The organism is Streptomyces sp. adm13(2018) (genome assembly GCF_008042145.1).
In the GTDB taxonomy this organism is placed as follows: domain Bacteria; phylum Actinomycetota; class Actinomycetes; order Streptomycetales; family Streptomycetaceae; genus Streptomyces.
Genome location: NZ_RDBH01000113.1, coordinates 347,968 through 372,524 on the forward strand (window position 1 = coordinate 347,968; position 24,557 = coordinate 372,524).

Consider the following 24,557-nt stretch of genomic DNA (forward strand, 5'->3'; position numbering starts at 1 on the left):
GTACGAGGGAGTACGTCCCCATGCCCACCCCGCTCAGCCCGCCCGACCCGCGCGGCCGGCGCCCCGGGACCCGGGGCGCCGGCCGCGCGGGTCGGGCGGGCTGAGCGGGGTGGGCATGGGGACGTACTCCCTCGTACGGAGATCGGCCCGCCGTCCGCGGGGGGCGGCGGGAGAGGACCGGCGGCGGTGGTCAGCCGACGCGGGTGACGGTCCTCGCGGAGAGGTCGACGATCAGGTCGCGGGTGTCGATCCAGGCCCCGTTCAGGACCTTGGTGACGAGCCGTACGCACCGGTGCTCGCCGCAACGGCTCAGCGGAGCGGGCACGTTCGCCTCGCGGTAGGGCCGGTAGACGTCGCCGTTGAACCACAGCTGGGCGGTGGAGGCGAGTTCCTTGCCGGTGGCGTCCCGGTAGTCCTCCTTGACGCCCTTGCCGAGGGGGCTCGCGAGGATCAGTCCGAGGGCCTCGCGCAGTTCCTCGGGATGGGCGGAGGGCTGGACCCCGCGCTGCGCGGCCGACGTCTCGACCGTGCCGGTGGCGAGGTTGACGGTCCGGGTGATGAGTTCGTCGCGCCCGTAGTCGTAGAGCCGGACCTCGGCGCGGCGCGTGCCGTCCCCCGGCCGGGGGTCGGCGAGGCCGGTGCCCAGGTGCTGGGGTCCCCGGCCGCCCTCGACGTCCCGCTGGGCGGAGGCGCCCGGCGGGGTCAGCGCGAGCGCCTCGGCGCGGGCGAGCTCGTCGTCGGTGAGCGGGTCGCTGCCCACGCCCTTCTTCCCCTCGGCGGCCGCGGGGGCCACCGTCGCGGGCGGCACGGCGCCCTGCGCCTGCCCCCCGGCCCCCGTCCCGGCGGCTCCGGCGCCGTCAGCCGCTCCGGCTCCCCCGAGGTCCGCCGCGCCGCCCGGCGCGGCGGCTCCGGCCGGCCGGGGCGTGTCCTGTCCCGCGGAGACGCCCGGCATTCCGACGGCGACCGCGACCGCGGTCCCCGTCACCGCCATGGCCGCCCCGGCCACCACCTTCCCCAAGTGGCGGCGTGCTATTTCGTACACACTTCCCCCTCATTCCCCCTCCAGGACCGCGGTCACCCGGTAGGACGGGGCGAAGTCCTAGGAGGTTGCGCCTCTTTCGGGCAGGATTCGGCCGAAGAACGTCCACAGGACCCCGGACTGATGAGGAAGAGTCATATCCATGCAGGTCTGGCCGGGACAGGCGTACCCCTTGGGCGCCACCTATGACGGTGCGGGAACCAACTTCGCGGTCTTCTCGGAGGCCGCCCACAGGATCGAGCTGTGTCTGCTCCATGACGACGGCTCGGAGACGGCGGTGGAGCTCCGCGAGACCGACGCGTTCGTGCGGCATGCCTATCTGCCGGGCGTGATGCCCGGCCAGCGGTACGGGTTCCGTGTGCACGGCCCGTACGCGCCGGAGCAGGGGCTGCGCTGCAACGCGGCGAAGCTGCTGCTCGACCCCTACGCGCGCGCGGTGTCGGGGCGGGTCGACTGGGGCGAGGCGGTGTACGGGTACCACTTCGGGAAGCCGGACGCGCGCAACGACCTGGACTCGGGGCCGCACACGATGGCCTCGGTCGTGGTCAACCCGTACTTCGACTGGGGCGACGACCGGCGGCCGCGGACCGAGTACCACCACACGGTGATCTACGAGGCCCATGTGAAGGGCCTGACGATGCTCCACCCGGACCTCCCGGAGGAGCTGCGCGGGACGTACGCGGGACTCGCGCACCCGTCGGTGATCGGGCACCTCAAGGAGCTGGGGGTGACGGCGCTCGAACTGATGCCCGTCCACCAGTTCGTGAACGACCACCGGCTCGTGGACGCGGGGCTCGCCAACTACTGGGGCTACAACACGATCGGGTTCTTCGCCCCGCACAACGCCTACGCGTCCTGGGGCGACCGGGGCCAGCAGGTCCTGGAGTTCAAGTCGGCGGTACGCGCCCTGCACCAGGCGGGCATCGAGGTCATCCTCGACGTGGTGTACAACCACACCGCGGAGGGCAACCACCTGGGTCCCACGCTCTCCATGCGGGGCCTGGACAACCCCTCGTACTACCGGCTCGCGGACGACCCCCGCTACTACATGGACACCACGGGCACCGGGAACTCGCTGCTGATGCGCTCCCCGCACGTGCTCCAGCTGATCATGGACAGCCTGCGGTACTGGGTGACCGAGATGCACGTGGACGGCTTCCGCTTCGACCTGGCGGCCACCCTGGCCCGGCAGTTCCACGAGGTGGACCGGCTGTCCTCGTTCTTCGACCTCGTGCAGCAGGACCCGGTGGTCAGCCAGGTGAAGCTGATCGCCGAGCCCTGGGACGTCGGCGAGGGCGGCTACCAGGTGGGCAACTTCCCGCCGCTGTGGACCGAGTGGAACGGCAAGTACCGGGACTGCGTGCGGGACCTGTGGCGGGGCGAGCCGCGCACCCTCGCCGAGTTCGCCTCCCGGCTGACCGGGTCCTCCGACCTCTACCAGGACGACGGGAGGCGGCCGCTGGCCTCGGTCAACTTCGTGACCTGCCACGACGGCTTCACGCTCCGCGACCTCGTCTCGTACAACGACAAGCACAACGAGGCGAACGGCGAGGGCAACCGGGACGGCGAGAGCCACAACCGGTCCTGGAACTGCGGGGCCGAGGGCGACAGCGAGGACGTCGGCATCGCGGAGTTGCGCGCCCGTCAGATGCGCAACTTCCTGGCCACCCTGATGCTCTCGCAGGGCGTGCCGATGCTCAGCCACGGCGACGAGTTCGGGCGCACCCAGGGCGGCAACAACAACGCGTACTGCCAGGACAACGAGGTGTCCTGGGTGCGCTGGCCGAAGGAGAACAGCGAGGCGGAGGCGACGCTGCTCCGTTTCACCCGGGCGATGGTGCGGCTGCGCCGGGAGCACCCGGTCTTCCGCCGCCGCCGCTTCTTCCACGGCCGGCCGGTGGAGGGCACCCACGACGAGCTCACCGACATCGCCTGGTTCACGCCGGAGGGCGAGGAGATGACGTCCCGCGACTGGCAGGCGGCGCACGCGCAGGCGCTGACCGTCTTCCTGAACGGGAACGCCATCTCGGAGCCGGGCACCCAGGGCGAGCGGATCGCCGACGACTCCTTCCTGTTGATGTTCAACGCCTCGTCGAAGGAGTTGGAGTTCGCCGTGCCGGACAGCCACGGGACCCGCTGGCGCACGGTGGTGGACACCTCCGACCCGGAGGGCATGCCGCCGCAGGAGGGTCCGGAGCTCGCGGGCGGTGAGCGGGTGACCCTCGCCCCGCTCAGCCTGACCGTTCTGCGCCGGCCGGCCTGAGGTCCCGTACGGGACGGGTCGCCGCCGCCCGGACCGTCCAGGACAGCAGCGCGCAGGCCGCGGCCGCCCCCACCGCCACCGCGAAGGCGGCGGGGGCGCCGTGGCCTTCGGCGAGCCGGCCCGAGACGGCCAGCGCGAGGGCCTGCCCCGCCACGATCCCGCTGGTGAGGAAGGCCATGGACTCGGCGAGCCGGGCGGCCGGCACGGTCCGCTCGGTGAGCCCGAAGACGGTGATCAGGTGCGGGGCGTAGGCGGCGCCCAGGACGACCACGACGGCGTACAGGGCGCCGAGCGAGCCGACGAACAGCAGCGGCACGGAGAGCACGACGAGCGCCGCGGTCGCCGCGCGCCAGCGGGTCACGAGCCCGATCCGGTCGGGCACGGCCGCCATGGAGAGGCCGACGGCGGCGCTCATCACCCCCATCGCCGCGTAGACGAGCCCGGCCTGGGCGGGCGCGCCGAGCTGCTCGGTGAGGGCGGTGATGCCGGCCTGTGAGGCGCCGAACATGGCGCCCTGGAGGACCATCGCGCCGCGCAGGGCGTACGCGGATCCCGGCAGCCGCGTCCGTTCGGCGGCGCCCGTACGGGTGGTCGCCGACGGCTCCGGACGGGTGGCCCGCGCCGAGGGGTGGAGGGCGAAGGCGGTGCCGAAGACCGCGAGCAGGAGGGCCGCGAGGAGCAGCGCGGCGGCCGGATGGGCGAGGGCGGCGGCGAGGCCGACGAACGCCGGGCCGAGGACGAAGGACACCTCGTCGAGGGTGCCCTCGAAGGAGAGCACGGTGCCCACGGTCCGGTCGTCGGCGCCGGAGCGGCGGGCGAGGGCCACCGACCGGGTCCGGGCGAGCGGCCCCACCTGGGGGACGGTCGCCCCGGCGAGCGCGCCGAGGACCATCAGCCAGCCGGTCGGGGCGTGCGCGAGCGCGGCCAGGACCAGGGCGGTGACGGCGACCGCGTTGGCGAGGGAGGCCGCGAGGACGGTCCCGCGCTGGCCGTGCCGGTCGCTGAGCCGTCCGACGACGGGCCCTCCGAGGGTCTGTCCGGCCGCGAGCGCGCCGCCGGCCAGCCCGGCCGTGGCGAGGGAGCCACTCGTCTCGGCGACGAGGAGCAGACTGCCCAGCTGGCACATCGCGGTGGGCAGCCGGCCGAGGAAGGAGAGGACCGGCAGCGCGGGGCCGAGCAGGGAGAGGGTGTCGCGATACATCCGGAGCATCGGGCGAACGTAACGCGATGTACACGAACGGGTGCATGAGGCGATGACACAGAAGGCCTCCGGCGGGGTACGTACGTTCGCATGACCTCCCTCCCGTCCGGCTCCGTCCCGCCCCTTCCCGCGTTCCCCACCGCCACCTACCGGCTCCAGCTCCAGCCGGACTTCCCGTTCTCGGCGGCCGAGCGGGCCGCTCCGCACCTCGCGGCCCTCGGGATCTCCCACCTCCACCTCTCCCCGGTCCTGGAGGCCGTCCCCGGCTCGACCCACGGGTACGACGTCACGGACCACCGGTCCGTGCGCGCCGAGCTGGGCGGCGAGGAGGGGCTGCGGTCCCTCGCCGCGACGGCCGCGTCGCACGGTCTCGGCCTCGTCGTCGACCTGGTGCCCAACCACATGGCGGCCTCCGCCCGGCACAACCACGCGCTGCGGGCCGTGCTCCGCGACGGTCCCGACTCGCCGTACGCCCGCTGGTTCGACGTCGACCGCTCCGCGGGGGACGGCCGGCTGCTGCTGCCGGTACTGCCCGCGCGGCTCCCCGAGGTGCGGGACCGGCTGGAGGTGGTGGACGGCTCGCTGCGGCTGGACGGCCAGGACTTCCCGCTGCGGCCGGGCACGGAGGGGCTGCCGCTCGACGAACTGCTGGACGCCCAGTGGTACCGGCTCGCCTGGTGGCGGCTGGCCCGCACCGAACTCAACTACCGCCGGTTCTTCACGATCTCGGAGCTGATCGGGGTACGGGTGGAGGACCCCGAGGTGTTCACGGCGACCCACGCGAAGATCGTCGAGCTGGTCGGGGACGGGGTGATCCAGGGGCTGCGGATCGACCACCCGGACGGTCTGGCCGACCCGCAGGGCTATCTGGAGCGGCTCTCCGCGGCCACCGGCGGGCGCTGCTGGACGGTGGTCGAGAAGATCCTCACCGGCCCGGAGGTGCTGCCCGCCGGCTGGCCGGTGGCCGGCACCACCGGGTACGACGCCCTGCGACACGTCGACGGGGTGTTCACCGATCCGGTCGGTGCGGACGAACTGGCCGACCTGTACCGGGAGTCGGTGTCCCGGGCCGGGGACCGGGGCGGCCGCTGGGAGGCGACCGAGCGGCGGGCCGCGTACGAGGTGGTGGGCCACGACCTGGCCGCCGAGACCGCCGTCCTGACCCGGATCGCGGAGCGGGTCTGCGCCGCCGACCCCGCCCTGCGGGACCACGCGCCCTGGGCACTGCGCACGGCCGTCCGCGAGCTCCTGGTCCGGATGCCGGTGTACCGGCCGTACCGCACCGGCGGTGAGGAGGTGCTGACCCCGGAGGCGGCGCGGGGCGCGAAGGCGGCGTTCGCGGTGCCGGAGGAGGCCGCGGCGGTCGACGTCGTACGGGCCCTGGCGCTCGGGACGCTCGGCGACGGGCCCGAACACCGGGCCTTCCGGGCCCGGTTCGCCCAGACCTCCTCGGCGCTGCGGGCCAAGTCCGTGGAGGACACGGCCTTCTACCGGTACACCCCGCTGCTCTCGGCGAACGAGGTGGGCGGCGACGCGGGGCGCCCGGCGGTGTCGGTGGAGGAGTTCCACGCGTACTGCGGGCGGATCTCGCGGGACTGGCCGGGCACCGGCACCGTGCTGTCCACCCACGACACCAAGCGCAGCGCGGACGTCCGCGCGGCGATCGCGGTCCTCTCGCAGTGCCCCCAGGTGTGGGCGGACCTGCTGGGCGAGGTCGCGGGGGTGCCGGCGCCGGACCCGCACGTGGCCTGGACGGCGTGGCAGACCGCCTTCGGCTTCGGCGCGCCGGACGCGGACCGGCTCGGGCCCGCGATCCTCAAGTCCGTGCGGGAGGCGGGCCTCCGGACCAGCTGGACGGAGCCGGACGCGGAGTACGAGCGGGCGGTGGAGGAGTTCGCGGCGGCCGGTCCGGGGCGCATCCCGCTGCGGGCGGCCTCGGAGGCGGCCTTCGCGCTGGAGCCGCACATCCGGGCGCACGCGCTGGGCGCGCTGCTCGTCCAGCTGACGATGCCGGGGGTGCCGGAGCTGTACCAGAACACGGAGCGCGAGTACCGGGCGCTGGTCGATCCGGACAACCGGGCGCCGTTCGCCGTCGGCGCGGACGACGACCACACGGCCCTGGTACGGGCGGCGCTGCGGCTGCGCCGTGAGCGTCCCGCGGCCTTCGGGACCCGCGACGGGTACGCCCCGCTGGCGGCCGAGGGGCCCGCGGCGGCCCACTGCCTGGCCTTCGGCCGGTCGGACGAGGTGATCACGGCGGTGACCCGGCTGCCGCTGCGCCTCGCGGAGGCGGGCGGCTGGCAGGACACGGAGCTGGTCCTCCCGGAGGGCCGGTGGGCCGACACCCTGGACGGGGTACGGGAGTTCATCGGCGGTCCGGCGACGGAGCTGAAGCTGGCGGAGCTGTTCGCGGAGCGGCCCGTGGCACTGCTGGCGCGCGTGCGCGACTGAGGCGCGCGGACGCGGCCGAGGGCCCCGGGGAGTGTCCCGGGGGCCCTCGCCCGAAGACGACGATCAGGAGCGGGAGGCTCGCGAGACCTCGCACTTGGTGTACTCGGAACCGTCGCCGGAGCCCGGGTAGGCCGTGGTCAGCTCGGCGCTCTGGGAGGCGCCGGAGGCGACCGCGACGGCGGTCTTCGTCGCGGTCGCCGGGACCGCGGTGCCGCCCGCGTCGCCCTTGAACCTCACGGTGACGCTGTAGTCGTAGTCGAGGGCGTTGTCGTTCTTGACGGTGACCCGGGCGACGAGGTTCTTGGTCGCCGCGTCGTAGGTGCAGTCGTTGATGGTCACGTCGCGGATCGCCTTGTCGGCGCTGCTGGAGCCGCCGGAGACGGAACCGCCGGAGGTGCCACCGGAGGTGCTGTCGTTGTCGCTGTTGTGGTTGCTGCTGCTGGAACCGCTGGAGCTGCTGCCGCCGCAGCCGCCGCCGTGCGAGCCGCGAGCACCGGTCAGGGCGACGACCGCGATGCCGAAGACGGCGATCGCTCGAACATGACGCTTCTTCACGTGTGAATCCCCGTTGAAAGTGGTACTGAAATGGGCGCTCCTTGACGAGCGCACGTCACCCTAACAGCGGTCGGGGGCGCGGTTCAGCCGCCCGGACGGACGATCAGGCTCCGCGGCGCCCGGGTGATGAGCCCGGTCCACACCGGGCGGAAGCCGTCGGCGAGCCGGAGCCGCGGCATCGCCGTGAACAGTGCCCGCAGGGCGTACTCGGCCTCCAGGCCGGCCAGGATCACGGCCGGGCAGAAGCCGCTGCCGTAGGTGAGTTGGCCCGGGTCGTCGCGGAACGGATCGAACCGGTCGGGCTCGCGGAAGCGCTCCGGGTCGCGGCCGGCCGAGCCGACCAACAGGGCGACGGGGGCGCCCGCCGGGACGGTGCCGCCGCCGACCGCGACCTCGGCGGAGGTGCGGCGCACAGCGATCTGCACGGGCGGATCGCGGCGCAGGGACTCGGCCCAGGCCTTGCCCACGAGTCCGGCGGGGGCGTCGCGGAGGGCGGCGACCTGGTCCGGGTCCGACAGGACGTTGCCGAGGAAGGAGGCGAGGGCCTTCTCCCGTACGGCGATCTGCCCGCCGCACTCGCCCGCGAGGGCGCCCGCGGCCCGGCCGCGGACGAGCCGCATCATGTCGCGGTAGGGCACCCCGACGGCGGCGGCGACGGTCCCGGCGGGCAGCCAGTGGCAGAACTCGGCGACCAGGTCGGCCTGCGGCCGCTCGGCGATCCGGCGGGCCAGGACGTACGCCGTCCGCTCGGTGACCGCGCGCAGGGCCGCCACGTCGACGTCGACGTGGGCCCGCGCGCAGGGCGGGTCGCCGGGGCGGTGCCCGTGCGTGAACCGGCTGTCGGTCAGGGCGGTGGCCACGTCCGCGTACCGGCTGAGGACCCAGGCCCGCAGGAGCGGGTCGTACGTGAGCGGGAACTGCTCGCGCAGGGTCCGGTGGATCGCGTGCGGGTCCCGTGAGGCGCCGGGGTCGAGGGGGCTCGGTGCGACGACTCCGGCGCCGCGCGGGCCGCCGGTGCGGTGCGCGGTGGGCACCCGCCCGGGCAGGGACGCGGGGCCGGTCCGGAGCACGCCGCCCGGGCGTCCCGTGGTCGCGCGGCCGTCGGCCGGGGGCGTCGCCGGTGCCATGGACGGCAGCCGGGTCCAGGGGTCCGCGGGCGGTGCCTCCGGCAGGTCGTTCCCGGTGCCCCGGCCCGGCTCGCGGTGCTGGTCGTGGCTCATCGCGCCCCCTGTCGTTCGGCGGTGGGTGCCGCGGCCGAAGACGGTGGCGCGCGTCCCTCCAGCCCACCACCGGCCGCGCCCCACCGCCCGCCGCATACCGCCGAACGGGTGAAGAAGGGGCGGTGACGGCGACTAGCCGTGCGAGAGGCGGAAGGACATCTGGCCGAAGCCGACCACGTCGCCGGAGCGGACGACCACCGCGCCCGTGACCCGTCGTCCGTTGACGGTGGTGCCGTTCGTCGAGCCGAGGTCGCGGAGGATCCACATGCCGCTCTGCAGGGACAGTTCGGCGTGCAGCCGGGAGGTCGTCTCGTGGCTGAGGCGGAGGCCGTTGACCGGGTCGCGGCCGATGCGCAGCGGGTGCGGGCCGGGCAGCGGGAGCAGCAGCTTCGGCAGGCGCTCCGCGGACCAGGCGCGTCCCAGCCGGGCGGTGAACGCCGACATCCGCTCGACCGCGCCCACCGCCCGGCGGGTCCAGGTGCCCTCGGTCCTCAGGTCGGCGGTGAGCAGGGCGAGTTCGTCGGGGCGCCGGGCCTGGAGCGCGCGCTCCATGCGGTAGAGGAACGTGTCGTGGGAGAGGCGGCCCTGGGCGGCGCCCTCACGGAGCAGCACCAGCGCGCGGTCCCGCTCGGCGTCGGTCAGCCGAGGGGTGTTCGCCGGAAGCTCGAAAGGGGTCGTCACCTCTCGATTGTCCTTCCGACGGGCCCGCAGTGTCCAGAAGGGTCCCTCGGAGGAAACTCCGTACCCCGTCGGCGGTGTCCGCTGCTACGGTCTGCCGACTCCACCGCACCCGTCCCCAGGGAGAAACACGACGTGACCACGTCTCCGTCGAGCACCACCAGCACCACCAGCACCACCGACAGCGCGGCTCTCGTGCCCGGGCTCGTCATACGTCCGCTCGCCGGGCCCGAGGAACTCGACCTGTTCCTCCGCCTCAGCTACTCGCTCGACCACGAGGTCGCCGACGACCTCGCCACCGGCCGCCGCGTCCCCGGGTGGATGTGGGTCGCCCTCGACGGCGACCGGCTCCTCGGCCGGCTCTCCTGGTGGACGAACGCGGCCGGCGGGGCGCCGCAGGTCCTCGACTTCCTGGACCTCGCCCCGGAGCTGTCGGAGGCGGAGCGCGCCGAGGTGGGCCTGCGGCTCCTGGAGACCGCGAGCGCGGCCGTCGTCCCGGCGGGCACGCAGCCCCCGGAGTTCGGCCGCTTCATGCCGGCGGACTGGCGCGAGCGGCCGGAGACCCGCTCCCTCCTGGAGTCCGTCTTCGGTGTCCTGGTGGCGGCGGGCGCCCGCCCGCTCGTGGAGCGGCTGCGCCTGGAGTGGCGCCCCGGCACTCCCGTGCCGGAGCCGAAGGGCCGGCTGAAGTTCCGCCCGGTGCGGGACCGTGAGGACCTGGTGGCGCTGATGACCCCGGTCATGGAGGGCACGCTCGACGCGCACGGCCAAGCCGATCTGGCGTCCGGTCTCTCCGCCCGCGAGGCCGCGGAGCAGCACTACGACGAGGAGTTGGCGCGGTACGCCTCGCCGCGGGAGTGGTGGCGGGTGGCGCAGCTCCCGGAGACCGGCGAACCGGTCGGCTTCGTCGTGCCCGCGCGGAACAACTACCACCACACGATCGCGTACGTCGGCGTGCTGCCCGCCCACCGCGGCCACGGCTACATCGACGACGTCCTGGCGGAGGGCACGCGCGTCCTCGCCGCCGTCGACGTCCCGCGGATCCGGGCGGCGACGGACCTGGGCAACGTCCCGATGGCGGCCGCGTTCGCCCGGGCGGGCTACGTCACCTTCGAGCGGGCCGTCAACTACGTGTGGGACACACCGGGCGTGGCGGGGTCCTGACTGCCAGGATGGTCGCGGTAGCCGGCCGTGCCGCGGCCGGTCCGTCGACGAGGGGATCCCCGTGCTCTTCGAGGTGTGGGCGCCGAACGCCCGTGACCGGGTGACGCTGGAGCTGAACGGCTCCTCGCACCCCCTGGAGCGGGACGCCGAGCGGGAAGGCTGGTGGACGGGCGTCGTCCCCGCCGAGGACGGCGACCGGTACGGCTTCGCGCTCGACGGCGGGCCGCTGCTGCCCGACCCGCGCTCCCGGCGGCAGCCCGACGGTCCCGACGGGCTGAGCGCGGTCGTGGACCACTCGGCGTACGTCTGGCGGAACGAGTCGCCGAAGCTGCGGCTCCGCGGCGCCGTCCTGTACGAGCTGCACGTCGGCACCTTCACTCCCGAGGGCACCCTGGACGCGGCCGCCGCGCACCTGGGGGAGCTCGCGGGCCTCGGCATCACCCATGTGGAGCTGATGCCGCTGTGCCCGTTCCCCGGGGTGTGGGGCTGGGGCTACGACGGGGTGGCGCCGTGGGCGGTGCACGAGCCGTACGGCGGTCCGGAGGCGCTGAAGCGGTTCGTGGACACGGCGCACGGCCTCGGCATGGGCGTCGTCCTGGACGTCGTGCACAACCACCTCGGTCCTGACGGCAACCATCTCCCTTCCTTCGGGCCGTACTTCACGGAGACCCACCACACGCCGTGGGGCGCGGCGGTGAACCTGGACGCGCCCGGCTCGGACGAGGTCCGCGCGTACTTCCGGGACAGCGCGCTCGCCTGGCTGCGGGACCACCGGATCGACGGGCTGCGGCTCGACGCGGTGCACGCGCTCGCGGACACCCGGGCGCTGACCTTCCTGGAGGAGCTGTCGGCGGCCGTCGACGAGCTGGCGAGGGAGCAGGGCCGCCCGCACTTCCTGATCGCCGAGTCCGACCAGGGCGACCCGCGGACGACGACCCCGCGGGGGCTCGGCGGGCTCGGTGTCCACGCCCAGTGGAACGACGACTTCCACCACTCCCTGCACACGGCGCTGACCGGTGAGGCCCAGGGCTACTACGCGGACTTCGCGCGGGCGCCGATGGCCGCGCTCGCGAAGACCCTCACCCATGTCTTCTTCCACGACGGCACCTGGTCGGCGTTCCGGGGGCGCCGGCACGGGCGTCCGGTGGACCGCGAGCGGACCCCCGCCCACCGCTTCCTCGGGTACGCGCAGACCCACGACCAGATCGGGAACCGAGCGCTGGGCGACCGCCTCTCGGCCTCCCTCTCCCCCGGGCTGCTGGCCTGCGCGGCGACCCTGGTCCTGACCGGGCCGTCGGTGCCGATGCTCTTCATGGGCGAGGAGTGGGGGGCGGGCACCCCCTGGCAGTACTTCACCGACCACACCGACCCGGAGCTGGCGGAGGCCGTACGGCGGGGCAGGCGGCGGGAGTTCGCGGAGCACGGCTGGGACGAGAACGAGGTCCCCGACCCGCAGGAGGCCGCCACCCGCGACCGTTCCGTCCTCGACCGGTCCGAGCGTGAGCGGGACCCGCACCGGCGGCTGCTCACCTGGCACCGCGAGCTCATCGCGCTCCGCCGCACGCTGCCGGACCTGACGGACCCGGACCTGGCGGGGGTGAAGGCCGCCTTCGACGAGGAGGCCCGCTGGCTGGTGTTCCGGCGCGGGGTCCTGCGGGTGGCGGTCAACCTGGGCAAGGAGCCCGCGGTGATCCCGCTCGGCTCCAACGGCCGCGACAAGGTGCTGGCCGCCTGGGAGCCGGTCGAGGCCCCGGCGGCGGACGGGATCCTGCGGCTCCCCGCCGAGTCGGCCGTCGTCCTGACGGACGGCTGACCGGGGCGGCGGGGGCGGCGGGGGCGGCCCCGGCTCCTTACTCCACGATCGCCATCGCGTGCGGGGTGTTGTTGAAGCGGTGCCCCGCGCCGTCCTCGGTCGCCGTGACGATGTCCTCGATGCGGACGCCGAAGCGGCCGGGGAGGTAGACGCCGGGCTCGATGGAGAAGCACATGCCGGGCACGATCGGGAGTTCCTCGCCCTCGATCATGTAGGGCGGTTCGTGGGTGGTGACGCCGATGCCGTGGCCGGTGCGGTGGATGAAGTACTCGCCGTAGCCGGCGTCCGTGATGACCTTGCGGGCCGCCCGGTCGACGTCCTGGCACGCCACCCCGGGCCGTACGGCCTCGAACCCGGCCTGCTGGGCCTCGCGGACGAGCTCGTGGATCCGCCGCTCCTCGTCGGTCGGCGGGCCGACGTGGACCGTGCGGGTGGTGTCGGAGCCGTAGCCGTGCTTGAGGCCGCCGAAATCGAGGACGACCATGTCGCCGCGCTCGATGACCCGGTCCCCGGCCTCGTGGTGCGGGTTGGCGCCGTTGGGGCCCGAGCCGACGACGGTGAAGTCGACCTGGGAGTGCCCGAAGCGCAGCAGCAGGGCGGCCAGGTCGGCGGCGACGTCGGTCTCCCGGCGTCCGGCGAAGCGGACCCCGAGGATCTCGCCGTACGCCCGGTCGGCGGCGGCCCCGGCGGCCGCGATCCGGGCGAGTTCGTGGGCGTCCTTGACGCCGCGGAGCATCGGCAGGGCCTCGGTGAGGGAGACGTACGTGGTTCCCGGGAGGGCCTGCTGGAGGCCGAGGAGGTGCATGGCCCAGGCGTTGTCGCTGACGCCGAACCGGCCGTCGGCGTCGAGGAGGGGCGCGGTGACGGCGTACGGGTCCTTGCCGTCGGTCCAGTCCCGCAGGGTGAGCGCGGCGGCTCCGGCGGCCCGCTCGGCGTCGGGGGCCTCCAGGGTGGGGACGACGAGGACGGGGTCCCGGCCGGGGGCGATCACGAGGGCGGTGAGCCGTTCGGTGATGGCGGTGGGCTGGTATCCGGTGAGGTAGACGAGGTCGGGGCCGGGGGCGACGATCACGCCCGCGAGTCCAGCGTCGGCGGCGGAAGCGGCGGCGCGGGCCATGCGGGCCCGGTAGTCGTCCGCGGTGAACGGCACGGGGGCGTCGCCCCGCGCGTCGGCCGCTTCGGGTGCGGGGCTGCTGGGCATGGGGGTCTCCTTCGGGGCGTCCGCGGCGTCCTCGGCGTACCGCAATCCTGCCGGGGCCGGTCTCCGGCCGCGACCGCTCAGCGGAGGTCGGGGCCCTGCGCGATGAGCCGTTCCAGGAGTTCCTGGAAGTCGTCGCCGACGACGATCCGCAGGTCCCCCCGTTCCTCGTCGTGCTCGCTGAGCTGGGTGAGGGTGCCGCCGTGCCACCAGAAGACGTACGGGCTGATGGCGCCCGGCGTGTCCTCGTACCCGGAGGCGGCGAAGGAGGCCATCGCGCCGAGGGCGGGGATGATCGTGGTGTCGCGGATGGGGTGGAAGGCGAGCTGGTGCCGGAAGGGCATCGCGACGAGGGCGCCGTGTTCGCCGAGCGGCAGCCCGGTGACCCGGCGGGCCACGCCCTCCAGGTCGAGGACGCGGCTCGCGGTGTAGAAGGAGTCGCCGAGGATGATCTCGAAGCACATGCCGTCGGCGTCGCGGACGGTCTCGTGCTCCTCGACGGGCAGCCCGCGCAGGTTGCGCAGGGCCCGGTCGCGCAGCTGGGCGTGGTCGCCGAGCCGTTCCAGCGCCTCGTCGGTGAGCATCATGACGCTCTCCGGCAGGTCGAGGGCGAGGATCTCGTACAGGCCGGGGGCGACGGTACGGGCGTACCCGAAGGCGGCGGCGTCGATGCCGTCGCCGCTGACGACCCGCGGGTACAGCTGGGAGCGGATCTGCTCGGGCGGCAGGGTGTCGAGGGCGGAGGGGCCGTCCATGGCGCGGACGACCAGTCCGATGTGGCGGTCGATCATGCCGGGCCAGACGCGGGGGCCGCGGCGGTCCTGGTGGCAGACGGCGGCGAGGTTCCCGAGGCCGAAGCGGCGGCCCTTGTCGTCGACGACGTGGTCGGCGTAGACGCTGACCTCCAGGCCGAGTTCGGCGAAGGTCTCCCGGACGCGTCCCCGGAAGATCGCGGCCTCACGCTGCGAGAAGTACGTGAACCCGGGGTCCCTCGGTGCGTCGTCGCCGTCCCGCCTGGGTCCTCGTCGCAACCACGCCACGCCCGCCCGCCTTCCGTCGCCGTTGCGCTCAGGGTAGCGACTGCGGGTGTCCGCTCTTGAGCCGTCGGGTGAACTCGGCCACCGGGCTTCCCGGTTCGGCCCGTGGGCCGGTCGGGCGGGAGCCCGGCGTCAGGACCCGTCGGGGGCGGTGAGGAGGGCCTGCGCGTAGTGGGCGAGGGAGCGGTTGTACCGGGGCAGCAGGGGCGCGAGGGCGCCGAGGGCGAGGGAGGCGGCCTCGCGGTCGCGGCCGGTGTCGGCGAGGGCCAGGGCGAGGAAGGCGTCGACGGCGCCGGAGAGCGCGGTCTCGTCGGCGTCGAGCCGGTCGGCGGGGATGGCCCGCTCGGCGGTGAGGAGTTCGACGCTGCGGTCGGGGCGGCCGAGGTTGCGCAGGCTGCTGGCGAGCTGGATGACGGCCCGCCGGCGGCGCAGCCCGGTGAGGCCCTGGTCGAGGGCCTGCCGGTAGAGGCGGACGGCCTCGTCCGGCTGCCCGGTGGAGTCGTGGGCGGCGCCCAGCTCGAAGAGGGCGGCCGCGTCGTCGGCGGGGCGCTCGGCGGCGAGGGCGGCCGCCCGGGCCCGGAAGTCGGCGGGCTCGTGCGCGTCGAGCCGCTCCCACAGGGCGGCGACGCGCCGCTCCCAGTCGGGCAGTTCCTGAGGGGTGGTCATGGCGGCAGCCTATCCAGCGCGGCCCGCGGCATGCGGGGGCGGTGTCAGGTCATCGGGACGACGAGGTGGGCGCGGTCGCGGCCGCGGGCGATCAGGCGGGCGTTGGGCTCGTCGGAGTCGTGGACCCAGCGTTCGGCGCGGCCGCGGTCCTTGCCGTGGCGGACGTGGCGGTCGACGAGCCGGGGGACGCGGTGCCGGGCGTCCAGGTCGAGGTACCAGGCCTCGTCGAGGAGCGGCAGGACGCCGGCCCAGTCGCCCTCGTCGTGGAGGAGGTAGTTGCCCTCGGTGACGACGAGCGGGACCTCGGGGCCCACGGGTACCGCCCCGGCCACCGGCTCCTCCAGGGTGCGGTCGAACGCGGGGGCGTAGACGGTGGTGCCGGGCGCGGGGGCGCGCAGGCGGGCGAGGAGCGCGAGGTAGCCGGCGGTGTCGAAGGTGTCGGGCGCGCCCTTCCTGGCCGCCCGGCCGAGGCGTTCCAGTTCGGCCTGGGCGAGGTGGAAGCCGTCCATGGGGACGAGGACGGCGAGCCCGTCGAGCCCGTCGACGAGCCGGGCGGCGAGGGTGGACTTCCCCGCACCGGGCGGCCCGGCGAGCCCCAGGATCCGACGGGCGGGCGGCGCGACGAGCCCTCGCGCCCGGGCGAGGAGCCGGTCGAACTGCTGCGCGTCCATGCAGGGCATTGTCACACCCCACGGACGGGCCGTGCGGGGCCCGGCCCACCGCATCGCCGGGCCCGGCGCCCGCGAGCCGCCCCCTCCGGGCCGGCGCTGCCCGGGCCCGGGCAGGTAGGCCCCGGTTCGGGCCCGGCCCGGGGGCTCCGGCCCCCGTTCCCGACCCTCGTCCGGCCCTCTCCGGACCCTCGTTCGGGGCCTTCCACGGCAAGGGTCGTGCACGGGTCGACACGGGTCGACGCGGATAGATTCCTGCCCCTTCCACGTATTACTTTGGGGTAATGCCGTCCATCGCACTCGTGACCCTCGTCGTCCGTGACTACGACGAGGCCATCGCCTTCTACACCGACGCCCTCGGCTTCGACCTCGTCGAGGACACCGACCGGGGCAACGGCAACCGCTGGGTCGTCGTCCGCCCGCCCGCCGACGCGGGCGGCGTCGGGGGGCTCGGGAACGTGGGCCTGCTGCTTGCCCGCGCCAAGAACGACACCGAGGAGGCCTCCGTCGGCAACCAGACGGGCGGCCGCGTCGGCTTCTTCCTGCACACCGAGGACTTCGCCCGCGACCACGCGCGGATGACGGAGGCGGGCGTCACCTTCCTGGAGGACCCCCGCCACGAGCCCTACGGCTCCGTCGCCGTCTTCGAGGACCTGTACGGCAACCGCTGGGACCTCCTCCAGCCCGCCTAGGCCGTCTCTTCCGGATCTTGACTGACCTGCGGCACCCGGCACCGCACCTCGCCACGTCGCCGAGGCACTCGGGTCTGGCGGCAGTCGCGCAGGATCTTCCCGTTCTTCATCTGGGCGAGGGTGCGCTCGACGCAGGCACGGACGCGTCGGTGTTCGGCGTTGTCCTCCTCCTGCCCGCAGGAGGGGGCGGCCGGCTCTCTTGCGGTGCGGGACCATCAGGCCGGTGCCGAGGTAGGCGCCGTCCCCGATCACCGTCGTGCCCGCTGCCAGAGCGGGCACCGCGACTGCCGGTTCCCGGCGAACGTTCAGATCATCATCGCCGCAGAGACCCGCCTGATCATCGCCTGGGCCCGCCCTCGGCTCTGCCCGGGAGCGCAGGGGCCAAGCCCGGTTCCACTGCCACCCGGGCCCGGCGGCGGCATCTGCTCCACGGACGGGCACCGCCGGGCGGGATTCAGTCGGAGCGGCTCCGAAAGCCCCGACACCGGTTGGTGCCACGTGGCCTGAGCTGCTTGGGCGGGATGTTCTGCCAGTGTGGTCCGTGGGCGGCCATGCATTCTCTGGTCCATTCCGCCAGCAGGTGAGCGTCCTCCCGGACGCGGCTCGCGTCGTTGTCACCGCCGTCGGCACAGCTCCAGGTGGATCGGACGCACAGGATCCTGTCCTGGTAGATCAGAGCGGGCTCTCCAGCCCCGCCCTCACACACTCCGCGAGGACGGCAACCACGCCGATTTCTCGCCGCCTACGCCTGGCCGGCCCTCACCCTGTGCTGACTGCGTCTCAACCAACTACGACACATCGAGGTCGGCGGGAGCGAAAGCATGGATCATTCGCTCATCAGGCTGGAGGCCAACGAAGGTGTAGCCCGATCGATACGGCGCAGATTGCCCCCTAGGGGGTTATATGTCCGCCTATTCAGCAGCTAAATCTTGACAGTTAACGCGAGTATGCCGAGTTGCGCCGACGACAGGCAGAGGAGGCGGAATGTTGCCCATCACTTTCGGCGGCGCCAAGGATTCTCGGTACAAGCGCCTGCATGCTATCTCTTGAATGTGCGGCAAATGACCTAGATGCACCTGGCTCATTCGAACCATGGCAGTCTCAGATGAACCTCAATTCGCTTTCGCCGCCGACTAGGTGGTGATTCCCTCTGGAGGACGCATTCGTCCAGCAGGGCGAAGGCGAAACGGGAGGGCAAAATCGTGCATATGTCTGTCCGCGGGGGAGCGATCGTCGGCTCGCTGACGCTCGGCCTCGGTCTGCTGCTGGCGCCCAGTGCATCTGCTGACGCCCGGGGTCCGGAGGCTTGCCCTCCGGACGTCTGGAACAAGGTCGTCTCATTCGCACCCACGTACGAGTCGATCGGCAACACCGCCGGCAAGCGCAACGCCAGCTCGACAACGGCGATTCTGCGCTACGACTTGACGACGACGACGACGAAGCAGACCACGTGGGGAGTCGAGCTGGGCGGGAGCCTCAGCTTCGGCATCGCAGAGGTCGAAGCCAAGACCAGCTACGAGATCACCAACTCGACAGCGAAGGGAGTGGGCTTCGCCAACACGATGAACGTTCCGGGCGGCAAGTACGGGTACACCACTCCGAAGATCGAGCGGCGAAAGTTCGTCGTGGAGAGGTGGCAGGACACGGCGAGCTGCGGGGCCAGGAAGCTCGGCAACGTCGGGACGCTGTGGGGCATCACCGCCTACCCGTTCTACTCGGAATGCGTCGCCAGCAGCGCCTGTACGCCGAAGCCCTGACAGACTGCGGTGGGGACGGCGTGACCAGCCGTTCCCACCGCACGGCCAGAACATCAACTACCAACCATCCGGGGGATGTGCGATGACTCCAACCCAGCGCATTGTGCGGGATGCCCGCTATGGACGTACTGCGGCAGTTTCCGCACTCACCTTGCTGACGCTTGTCGCCGCTACCGGCTGTTCGCAAGACAGCCCCGACGAGAAGCCAGCCAAGGGCATTGTGCTAGACCTCGGCGGCGAAATCGCGGTCCTCGAAGAGTTCGACTCCAAGCCCGAGATTGTCGGATATCGACCGGAAGGCACTGAGACACTCGACACCTACCGGCTCACATCCCCGAGTCAGCTGCAGTCCGGTGACATAGTAGGCATCCGCGATGGCGGCGCCGTTGCCATCTCGCCCGCTGAGCCCGGTAAAGCCACTCTCCTCGCCCAGGCGACCGCGTGGTTCCCCAGCGTCGACGCCGCCAAGGTGTGGACGGTTACGGAACAGGCTAGGGCAATAGCCTGCCCGGGCGATGAAGTGCCCACAACGGTTCGGGCCAGGTACACCATCACCGAACATGAAACGTCGGGCCGTCCCGCGCGCCGAGTCCTCCCTCTGCCCTGCGGCGTGCAGCCCGTCGCTCAAACGACTGGCGGCATCGTCGCCCAGCAGACTACGCATGATGAAGCGGTTTCGGGGACTGCTACCCGGGCGCGAACCTCGGTCGTCATTCTCGACAAGAGTGGAGCCGTCGGCTCGATTGTCGCAAAGAATTCCACCGTTGTCGCAGCCCTTGCAGATCGGATTATCTGGCGGCCCGACGACTGCGCCGGTGGATCCTGCACGAAGGTCTACAACACGCAGACCAAGAAGTCGCAGAACGCACCGGCCTGCGAAGCAGGAGACTCCGTTGGAACAGGCCTCCTCGCAGCCGGTGGTCGCTGGTACGCCACCACCATCCGTACCGGCAGTGGAAACCGCCTGGGAGTACTGGACCTCGAGAAGAGCACCTGCCGCGACCTCGGAATTTTCTCCGCCCTCGAGCAGACCGCAGACGTGGACCAGGAACTCGGCGCTATGTGGTCCGGCTCCAACCTGTTCCTGCTCGACCAGCGGACAGGCGAACTCGTGGAACACAACGCCCCGACCGGACGGGTCGAGCGGAGGCGTCAGCCGCTCACTGTGACCAACGGAGCGCAAGTCTGGGGGGCCCTCAAGGCCTGAAGGGTGTTGCAGAAGGCTCAGTTCTTTGCATTCTGCTTGTATGGGTGGGGTGTTGAGGGCTGGGCCGGTGTGGGTGGAGACGTTCACGGGCTTGCGGATGGATCGGTTCGCGAGGCTGGAAGGTCGTGAGGGAGCGGGGCGGGAACGGGCCTGGTAGTGGCCGGCCGTGGCGTCTGCCGCTGGCCCACCGGGTCCTGCTGGTGGCTGTCTGCTACCGGATGAGCCTCACCATGCGGCAGCTCGCTCCGCTCTTCGGGATCTCCCCGGCCACCGTCTGCCGGGTCATCCAGCGGCTCCGTCCGCTGCTGGCGTTCGAGCGGCCCCGCGGCCGGTGGTGGACACCGAACGGTTGTGGATCGTGGGCGGCACCCTCATTCCGGTCCACGACCGGACGGTCGGCACCTCGTCCCGCGACTGCCGGTTCCCGGCGAACGTTCAGATCATCATCGCCGCAGACACCCGCCTGATCATCGCCTGGGCCCGCCCGGCGCCAGGCAACGAGGCCGACGCCCACGTGTGGCGCGGGTCGGATCTGCCCGCTCTGGCGGCGGGCACGAGGGTGATCGGGGACGGCGCCTACCTCGGCACCGGCCTGATGGTCCCGCACCGCAAGAGAGCCGGCCGCCCCCTCCTGCGGGCAGGAGGAGGACAACGCCGAACACCGACGCGTCCGTGCCCGCGTCGAGCGCACCCTCGCCCAGATGAAGAACGGGAAGATCCTGCGCGACTGCCGCCAGAGCGGAGACGGACTTCACCATGCCGTCCAGGCCGTCGCCACCATGTACACCCTCGCCATGACACGGTGAAACAACACGTCAGAAGCCCACTTCGGCCTGCCGAAACCAGACCTCTGCAACACCTTTTAGGCGAGCAGCGCGATCAGCCGGCCCAGCGCGTCCACCACGGGCTGGCCCACGGTGCCGACGGCCGCGGCGATCTGCGCGACCGACGCCAGGACGAGACCGCGCTGCCGCAGGGCGGCGCGGTCGGGGGTCAGCTCGGGCAGCGCCTCGTCGACCGTCTGCGCCTGCTCCGGGCTGAGGTGCGGGCGCAGGCCCTGGAGCAGCCGGGTGAGTTCCTCGACGGCGACCCGGAGCCGGTCGTCCGGGGTGCCGACCGTGCCGTAGTTGATGCCGACGTTGCCCTGGCCGCCCGCCATGTTGACCATGGTGCCGTGGTTGTTGTTCGTCGTGTCGCCGCTCACAGGCTGATCCCCCTGTTGTTCCGGCCGCCGATCATGTTGACCACGGTGCCGTTGTTGTTGTTCGTGGTGTTGAACTGCTGCACGATCCGGCTGAACTCGGCCGCCGGGTTGTCGATCGCGTGGGCGATCAGTCCGGCGATGTCCCTCAGCTCCTCCATGCTCGGCAGCGTCACGACCACCGCGGAGCCGCTGGACATCTCGACCAGCAGCACCGGCTTCGCCGTCGCGAACAGCTCCCTGCCGAGGTAGACGGCCAGGGCGATCAGGACGACGAGGAGCAGCGGGCCGCTCTCCCCGATGGCCTCGTCGCCGTCGCCCACGCTGTTGATCACCGCGTAGATCACGAGGGCGACGACCAGCCACTTCAGGAAGCGGAGGAGCGCCGCGCCCCGGTCGGGCCTGAGCCGGAAGGCCTCGACGCGGGTGATGTTGTGCAGGGGCAGGGCGGCGGCGCCCACCCACAGCATCCGGCGGCTGACCCGGAGCTGGAGGACTCCTCCCCAGCCGGTGCCCGGAGGCGGCGCGGCGGGCGGCTCCGGAGGATCCGACGGGGACCGGGGCGGCGGAGGCCCGGAGGGCGGACCCGTCGGTGGGCCGGTCGGCGGCCCGGACGGCGGCCCGAGCGGCAGACCCGTCGGCGGCCCGGAAGCCGAACCGGACGGCGGGCCCGGCGTCGGAGCGGACGGCGGTCTGGGCGGCGGTCCGGGGTCCCCGGTGACGGCCATGCGTTCCCCCGTGTTCTCGTCACTCTCTTCCCCGCACCCTGCGGGAGCACCATTAAGCGCCCGGGGACGATCCCGAGGCAGCAGAGATACGGCCAACCCGTCTACTTTGGCCAAGAGTTGACTGTTCATCAGTCCACCTGCGCGCTGCCGGACGGCGCTCCCCGCGCTCCGCGAAAACCACTGTCGCGCCGCCCGTCCCCCTCCCTACACTCACGTCTCGCGGCGCACCGACCGATGCGCCGCCGACGTCCGACCGAGGGGAGACGACCGTGCGCTGCCGCAACACCACCGCCGCCGTGTCGTCCGCCCGTGCCCGGTACGACGTGATCCTCGCCTCTCCCTCCGGCCGGTGGCGGCTGCGCGCCCGCCATCGCCGACCCGTGACGCCCCCGCCGTCCTCCTGACGGCCCGCGTACGGGAATCGCGCTGCCCTGTCTCGTTCCAGCAGCAGCGAAAGGCACGACACCGTGCGTACCCACCTCGTCGACCGCGTCCGCAACCTCGGCATCCTGGCCCACGTCGACGCCGGCAAGACCACCGTCACCGAGCGGATCCTGTTCCTCACCGGCGCCATCCACAAGCGCGGCGAGGTCCACGACGGCACCACCGTCACCGACTTCGACCCGCAGGAGCGGGACCGCGGCATCACGATCTTCGCCGCGGCCGTCAGCTGCGACTGGGCCGGGCACCGGATCAACCTGATCGACACGCCCGGGCACGTCGACTTCTCCGACGAGGTCGAGCGCTCGCTCCGCGTCCTGGACGGCGCCGTCGCCGTCTTCGACGCCGTCGCGGGCGTGGAGCCGCAGAGCGAGACGGTGTGGCGGCAGGCCGACCGGCACGGCGTCCCGCGCATCGCGTTCGTCAACAAACTGGACCGCGCGGGCGCGGAGCTCGACGCCGCCGTGGAGTCGATCCGCACCCGCCTCGGCACCGTCCCGCTGCCCGTCCAGCTTCCCATCGGCCGCGAGGACGGCTTCACGGGCGTCGTGGACCTGGTCGCGATGCGGGCGTACGTGTGGGCCGACGGCGCCGACACGTTCACCGACCTGCCCGTCCCCGACGACCTCCGGGACGAGGCCGGGCGGCGCAGGCGGCAGCTGGAGGAGACCGTCGCCGAGCTGCACCCGGGCGCCCTGGAGGAGTTCTGCGGCGAGGGCGCGCTCGCGGCGGACACCCTCAGGGGAGCGCTCCGCGACCTGACCCTCACGGGCGAGGCAGTCGTCGTGCTCTGCGGCTCGGCGTACCGCAACCGCGGGATCGAACCGCTGCTCGACGCCGTGGTCGCCTACCTCCCGGCACCGTCGGACCTGCCTCCGGTACGCGGGGAGGTGCCGGCGGACCCGGCGGCGCCGTTCACCGCGCTCGCGTTCAAGGTGAACGCGACGGCCACCGGCCGGCTGACCTACGTCCGCGTCTACGCGGGCACGATCGGAAAGGGGGACACCGTGCTCGACACCACCGGCGGACGCACCGAGCGGATCGCCCGCATCCTCCGGGTCCAGGCCGACCGGGCGACCGAGGTCGACGCGGCGCGCGCCGGGGACATCGTCGCCGTCGTGGGCCCGAAGGGCACCCGCGCCGGGGCGACCCTCTGCGCCCGGGACGCGCCGGTCGTCCTCGAACCGCCGACGACCGCCGACCCCGTGGTCTCCGCCGCGGTCGAGGCGCGCCGGAGCACGGACACCGGCCGCCTGGCGACGGCCCTCGCCCGGCTCTCCGAGGAGGACCCGTCGCTCGTCGTGCGCTCCGACCCGGAGACGGGCCAGACCGTCCTGTCGGGTCTGGGCGAACTGCACCTGGAGGTCGCGGTGGAGAAGCTGCGGCGGGACCGGGGCCTGGAGGTCACGGTCGGCCGTCCGCAGGTCGCGTACCGGGAGACGGTGGCGAAGGGCGTCACCGGACTGCTCCACCGTCATGTCAAACAGGACGGCGGCGCGGGCCAGTTCGCCCATGTCGTCATCGACGTCGAGCGCGCGCCGGAGGGCGAGGACTTCGTCTTCGCCTCCACCGTCACGGGCGGCCGGGTCCCGCAGGAGTACGTCCGCGCCGTCGAGGCCGGCTGCCGGGACGCGCTCCTGGAGGGCCCCCTCGGCGGCCACCCGGTGACGGGCGTCCGGGTCACGCTCACCGACGGCGCGACGCATCCGAAGGACTCCTCGGAGCTAGCGTTCCGCACGGCGGGCCGGTTCGCGCTGCGCGAGGCGCTCCGCGCGAGCGTCATGACGCTCCTGGAGCCGGTGGCCGACGTGACGGTCACCGTCCCCGCCGAGTCCGTCGGCGCGGTCCTCGGCGACCTCGCGGCCCGCCGCGGCCGGGTCACGGACCAGACGGCCCGCGGGGGTACGGCGGTGGTGACGGCGACGGTGCCGCTGGCCGAACTCTTCGGCTACGCGTCCCGCCTGCGCGGCCGCACCCAGGGCCGCGGCACGTTCACGACCCGCCCGGCGGGCTACGCCCCGGCGCCGGGCGGACAGGCGGGCTGAGTGCGGGGTGTCCGGCCCGTGCGGTCCCCACGGGTCGGACACCCGGTCAGGATCCCAGGTCGAGTTCAGCCCGCACGGTCTTCCCGACCGGTACGCGGTCGAGCACCGACCACCGCGAGGCCAGCGCCTCCACGAGCATGAGTCCCCGGCCGCCCTCGTCGAGGGCGCCCCGCGCCGTGGTGACGGGCCGCCGCTCGCCCCGGGTGTCGGACACGTCGATCCGCAGCAGCAGGCCGGGGGTGTACGCGAGCGACAGCTCGAAGTCCCGCCCGGGGACACGGCCGTGGGTGACGGCGTTCGCGGCGAGCTCGGCGACGAGGAGCGCGACGGCTTCGGAGGTCTCGGAGCCGTAGGGGACGCGCCACCGGTCGAGCTGATGGAGCGCCAGACGACGGGCGAGGCGCGCTCCACGCGGGGTCGAGCTGAAGCGCTGGGTGAACACACGTACGGTGACGGCCGCTTGGCGGGTCGCGGGGGTGGTCATGGGGCCAATGTGGCGACGCCAGGGACCTGTTGCCAGCTCAGCAACCCGTACG

The 24,557-nt window shown here is 73.2% G+C and carries 21 protein-coding genes and 2 pseudogenes; 10 read left to right on the plus strand and 13 right to left on the minus strand.

Annotated features, from left to right (window positions below; genetic code table 11):
* Positions 1 to 190: 190 nt before the first annotated feature.
* Positions 191 to 991, minus strand: a complete 801-nt coding sequence (locus EAO70_RS11615; RefSeq protein WP_187283856.1) for a Tat pathway signal sequence domain protein — start codon at positions 989 to 991, stop codon at positions 191 to 193.
* Positions 992 to 1,181: 190 nt separating this feature from the next.
* Between EAO70_RS11615 and glgX the strand changes: the two genes are divergently transcribed.
* Entirely contained in the window at positions 1,182 to 3,302 is a 2,121-nt protein-coding gene (glgX, locus tag EAO70_RS11620; RefSeq protein ID WP_148002902.1) for a glycogen debranching protein GlgX, read from the plus strand.
* On the opposite strand, the gene EAO70_RS11625 is transcribed toward glgX, so the two are convergent.
* Positions 3,271 to 4,503: an MFS transporter gene (locus EAO70_RS11625; protein WP_148003021.1), complete on the minus strand. Its 1,233-nt coding sequence runs from the start codon at positions 4,501 to 4,503 to the stop codon at positions 3,271 to 3,273. The two genes, glgX and EAO70_RS11625, sit on opposite strands and share 32 nt — an antisense overlap.
* A gap of 90 nt (positions 4,504 to 4,593) precedes the next feature.
* Between EAO70_RS11625 and treY the strand changes: the two genes are divergently transcribed.
* Complete coding sequence (gene treY, locus EAO70_RS11630; RefSeq protein ID WP_148002903.1) at positions 4,594 to 6,954, plus strand: malto-oligosyltrehalose synthase; 2,361 nt, start codon at positions 4,594 to 4,596, stop codon at positions 6,952 to 6,954.
* 63 nt (positions 6,955 to 7,017) lie between these two features.
* On the opposite strand, the gene EAO70_RS11635 is transcribed toward treY, so the two are convergent.
* The 3 genes from EAO70_RS11635 to EAO70_RS11645 all read right to left on the minus strand — a co-directional run bounded on the left by EAO70_RS11635 (position 7,018) and on the right by EAO70_RS11645 (position 9,410).
* Complete coding sequence (locus EAO70_RS11635; RefSeq protein ID WP_148002904.1) at positions 7,018 to 7,509, minus strand: hypothetical protein; 492 nt, start codon at positions 7,507 to 7,509, stop codon at positions 7,018 to 7,020.
* A gap of 83 nt (positions 7,510 to 7,592) precedes the next feature.
* Positions 7,593 to 8,729: a cytochrome P450 gene (locus tag EAO70_RS11640; RefSeq protein WP_148002905.1), complete on the minus strand. Its 1,137-nt coding sequence runs from the start codon at positions 8,727 to 8,729 to the stop codon at positions 7,593 to 7,595.
* Positions 8,730 to 8,861: 132 nt separating this feature from the next.
* The gene (locus tag EAO70_RS11645; RefSeq protein ID WP_148002906.1) at positions 8,862 to 9,410 is read right to left on the minus strand and encodes a DUF1707 and FHA domain-containing protein; all 549 of its coding nucleotides are present in this window, start codon (positions 9,408 to 9,410) and stop codon (positions 8,862 to 8,864) included.
* 192 nt (positions 9,411 to 9,602) lie between these two features.
* On the opposite strand from EAO70_RS11645, the gene EAO70_RS11650 reads away from it, so the two are divergent.
* Both EAO70_RS11650 and treZ read left to right on the plus strand, forming a co-directional pair.
* Positions 9,603 to 10,568 (plus strand): GNAT family N-acetyltransferase, encoded by a 966-nt coding sequence (locus EAO70_RS11650; protein WP_148003022.1) that lies wholly within the window; start codon positions 9,603 to 9,605, stop codon positions 10,566 to 10,568.
* A 61-nt stretch (positions 10,569 to 10,629) separates the two neighbouring features.
* The gene (gene treZ, locus EAO70_RS11655; protein WP_148002907.1) at positions 10,630 to 12,381 is read left to right on the plus strand and encodes a malto-oligosyltrehalose trehalohydrolase; all 1,752 of its coding nucleotides are present in this window, start codon (positions 10,630 to 10,632) and stop codon (positions 12,379 to 12,381) included.
* Between the two features lie 37 nt (positions 12,382 to 12,418).
* On the opposite strand, the gene EAO70_RS11660 is transcribed toward treZ, so the two are convergent.
* The 4 genes from EAO70_RS11660 to EAO70_RS11675 form a co-directional block, all read right to left on the minus strand.
* Complete coding sequence (locus tag EAO70_RS11660; protein WP_148002908.1) at positions 12,419 to 13,582, minus strand: aminopeptidase P family protein; 1,164 nt, start codon at positions 13,580 to 13,582, stop codon at positions 12,419 to 12,421.
* Between the two features lie 77 nt (positions 13,583 to 13,659).
* Positions 13,660 to 14,619, minus strand: coding sequence for a hypothetical protein (locus EAO70_RS11665; protein WP_148002909.1), 960 nt, complete (start codon positions 14,617 to 14,619; stop codon positions 13,660 to 13,662).
* A 129-nt stretch (positions 14,620 to 14,748) separates the two neighbouring features.
* Positions 14,749 to 15,282 (minus strand): tetratricopeptide repeat protein, encoded by a 534-nt coding sequence (locus EAO70_RS11670; RefSeq protein ID WP_148002910.1) that lies wholly within the window; start codon positions 15,280 to 15,282, stop codon positions 14,749 to 14,751.
* Positions 15,283 to 15,326: 44 nt separating this feature from the next.
* Positions 15,327 to 15,962: a nucleoside/nucleotide kinase family protein gene (locus tag EAO70_RS11675; protein ID WP_187283844.1), complete on the minus strand. Its 636-nt coding sequence runs from the start codon at positions 15,960 to 15,962 to the stop codon at positions 15,327 to 15,329.
* A 272-nt stretch (positions 15,963 to 16,234) separates the two neighbouring features.
* On the opposite strand from EAO70_RS11675, the gene EAO70_RS11680 reads away from it, so the two are divergent.
* Positions 16,235 to 16,642 carry a VOC family protein gene (locus EAO70_RS11680; RefSeq protein WP_148002912.1) on the plus strand — a complete coding sequence of 136 codons (408 nt, stop codon included), beginning with the start codon at positions 16,235 to 16,237 and terminating at the stop codon, positions 16,640 to 16,642.
* 74 nt (positions 16,643 to 16,716) lie between these two features.
* Here EAO70_RS11680 and EAO70_RS39095 read toward each other — a convergent pair.
* A pseudogene (locus EAO70_RS39095) lies at positions 16,717 to 16,903 on the minus strand (transposase family protein); the annotation flags it as partial.
* Positions 16,904 to 17,850: 947 nt separating this feature from the next.
* Here EAO70_RS39095 and EAO70_RS11690 point away from each other — a divergent pair.
* The 4 genes and pseudogenes from EAO70_RS11690 to EAO70_RS40310 all read left to right on the plus strand — a co-directional run.
* Complete coding sequence (locus EAO70_RS11690; protein ID WP_148002913.1) at positions 17,851 to 18,399, plus strand: hypothetical protein; 549 nt, start codon at positions 17,851 to 17,853, stop codon at positions 18,397 to 18,399.
* A 151-nt stretch (positions 18,400 to 18,550) separates the two neighbouring features.
* A complete protein-coding gene (locus EAO70_RS11695; protein WP_187283845.1) occupies positions 18,551 to 19,606 on the plus strand; it encodes a hypothetical protein in 1,056 nt (351 codons plus the stop codon).
* Positions 19,607 to 19,824: 218 nt separating this feature from the next.
* Positions 19,825 to 20,073 (plus strand): transposase family protein, encoded by a 249-nt coding sequence (locus EAO70_RS40305; RefSeq protein ID WP_410091264.1) that lies wholly within the window; start codon positions 19,825 to 19,827, stop codon positions 20,071 to 20,073.
* Positions 19,965 to 20,273: pseudogene (locus EAO70_RS40310) on the plus strand (transposase); the annotation flags it as partial. The gene EAO70_RS40305 and the pseudogene EAO70_RS40310, both read left to right, overlap by 109 nt.
* Before the next feature lie 195 nt (positions 20,274 to 20,468).
* Here EAO70_RS40310 and EAO70_RS11705 read toward each other — a convergent pair.
* Together EAO70_RS11705 and EAO70_RS39100 are read right to left on the minus strand one after the other, a co-directional pair.
* Positions 20,469 to 20,810: a hypothetical protein gene (locus tag EAO70_RS11705; protein ID WP_261992807.1), complete on the minus strand. Its 342-nt coding sequence runs from the start codon at positions 20,808 to 20,810 to the stop codon at positions 20,469 to 20,471.
* Complete coding sequence (locus EAO70_RS39100; RefSeq protein WP_315986230.1) at positions 20,807 to 21,664, minus strand: DUF6232 family protein; 858 nt, start codon at positions 21,662 to 21,664, stop codon at positions 20,807 to 20,809. Before EAO70_RS39100 ends, EAO70_RS11705 begins: the two co-directional genes overlap by 4 nt.
* Positions 21,665 to 22,002: 338 nt before the next feature.
* Here EAO70_RS39100 and fusA point away from each other — a divergent pair, with 338 nt between their 5' ends.
* Positions 22,003 to 24,021: an elongation factor G gene (gene fusA, locus EAO70_RS11715; protein ID WP_148002916.1), complete on the plus strand. Its 2,019-nt coding sequence runs from the start codon at positions 22,003 to 22,005 to the stop codon at positions 24,019 to 24,021.
* Positions 24,022 to 24,067: 46 nt separating this feature from the next.
* Here fusA and EAO70_RS11720 read toward each other — a convergent pair whose 3' ends face one another.
* Entirely contained in the window at positions 24,068 to 24,505 is a 438-nt protein-coding gene (locus EAO70_RS11720) for an ATP-binding protein (protein WP_148002917.1), read from the minus strand.
* Between the last annotated feature and the right edge of the window lie 52 nt (positions 24,506 to 24,557).

Bases quoted from the DNA above. Each gene is read 5' to 3' on its own strand.
- EAO70_RS39100 (WP_315986230.1), bottom strand. From the start codon at position 21,664: ATGAACAGTCAACTCTTGGCCAAAGTAGACGGGTTGGCCGTATCTCTG.
- EAO70_RS11720 (WP_148002917.1), bottom strand. From the start codon at position 24,505: ATGACCACCCCCGCGACCCGCCAAGCGGCCGTCACCGTACGTGTGTTC.
- EAO70_RS40305 (WP_410091264.1), top strand. From the start codon at position 19,825: ATGAGCCTCACCATGCGGCAGCTCGCTCCGCTCTTCGGGATCTCCCCG.
- EAO70_RS11675 (WP_187283844.1), bottom strand. From the start codon at position 15,962: ATGCCCTGCATGGACGCGCAGCAGTTCGACCGGCTCCTCGCCCGGGCG.
- EAO70_RS11680 (WP_148002912.1), top strand. From the start codon at position 16,235: ATGCCGTCCATCGCACTCGTGACCCTCGTCGTCCGTGACTACGACGAG.
- glgX (WP_148002902.1), top strand. From the start codon at position 1,182: ATGCAGGTCTGGCCGGGACAGGCGTACCCCTTGGGCGCCACCTATGAC.
- treY (WP_148002903.1), top strand. From the start codon at position 4,594: ATGACCTCCCTCCCGTCCGGCTCCGTCCCGCCCCTTCCCGCGTTCCCC.
- EAO70_RS11625 (WP_148003021.1), bottom strand. From the start codon at position 4,503: ATGTATCGCGACACCCTCTCCCTGCTCGGCCCCGCGCTGCCGGTCCTC.
- EAO70_RS11640 (WP_148002905.1), bottom strand. From the start codon at position 8,729: ATGAGCCACGACCAGCACCGCGAGCCGGGCCGGGGCACCGGGAACGAC.
- EAO70_RS11670 (WP_148002910.1), bottom strand. From the start codon at position 15,282: ATGACCACCCCTCAGGAACTGCCCGACTGGGAGCGGCGCGTCGCCGCC.
- EAO70_RS11660 (WP_148002908.1), bottom strand. From the start codon at position 13,582: ATGCCCAGCAGCCCCGCACCCGAAGCGGCCGACGCGCGGGGCGACGCC.
- EAO70_RS11690 (WP_148002913.1), top strand. From the start codon at position 17,851: ATGTCTGTCCGCGGGGGAGCGATCGTCGGCTCGCTGACGCTCGGCCTC.
- EAO70_RS11615 (WP_187283856.1), bottom strand. From the start codon at position 991: ATGGCGGTGACGGGGACCGCGGTCGCGGTCGCCGTCGGAATGCCGGGC.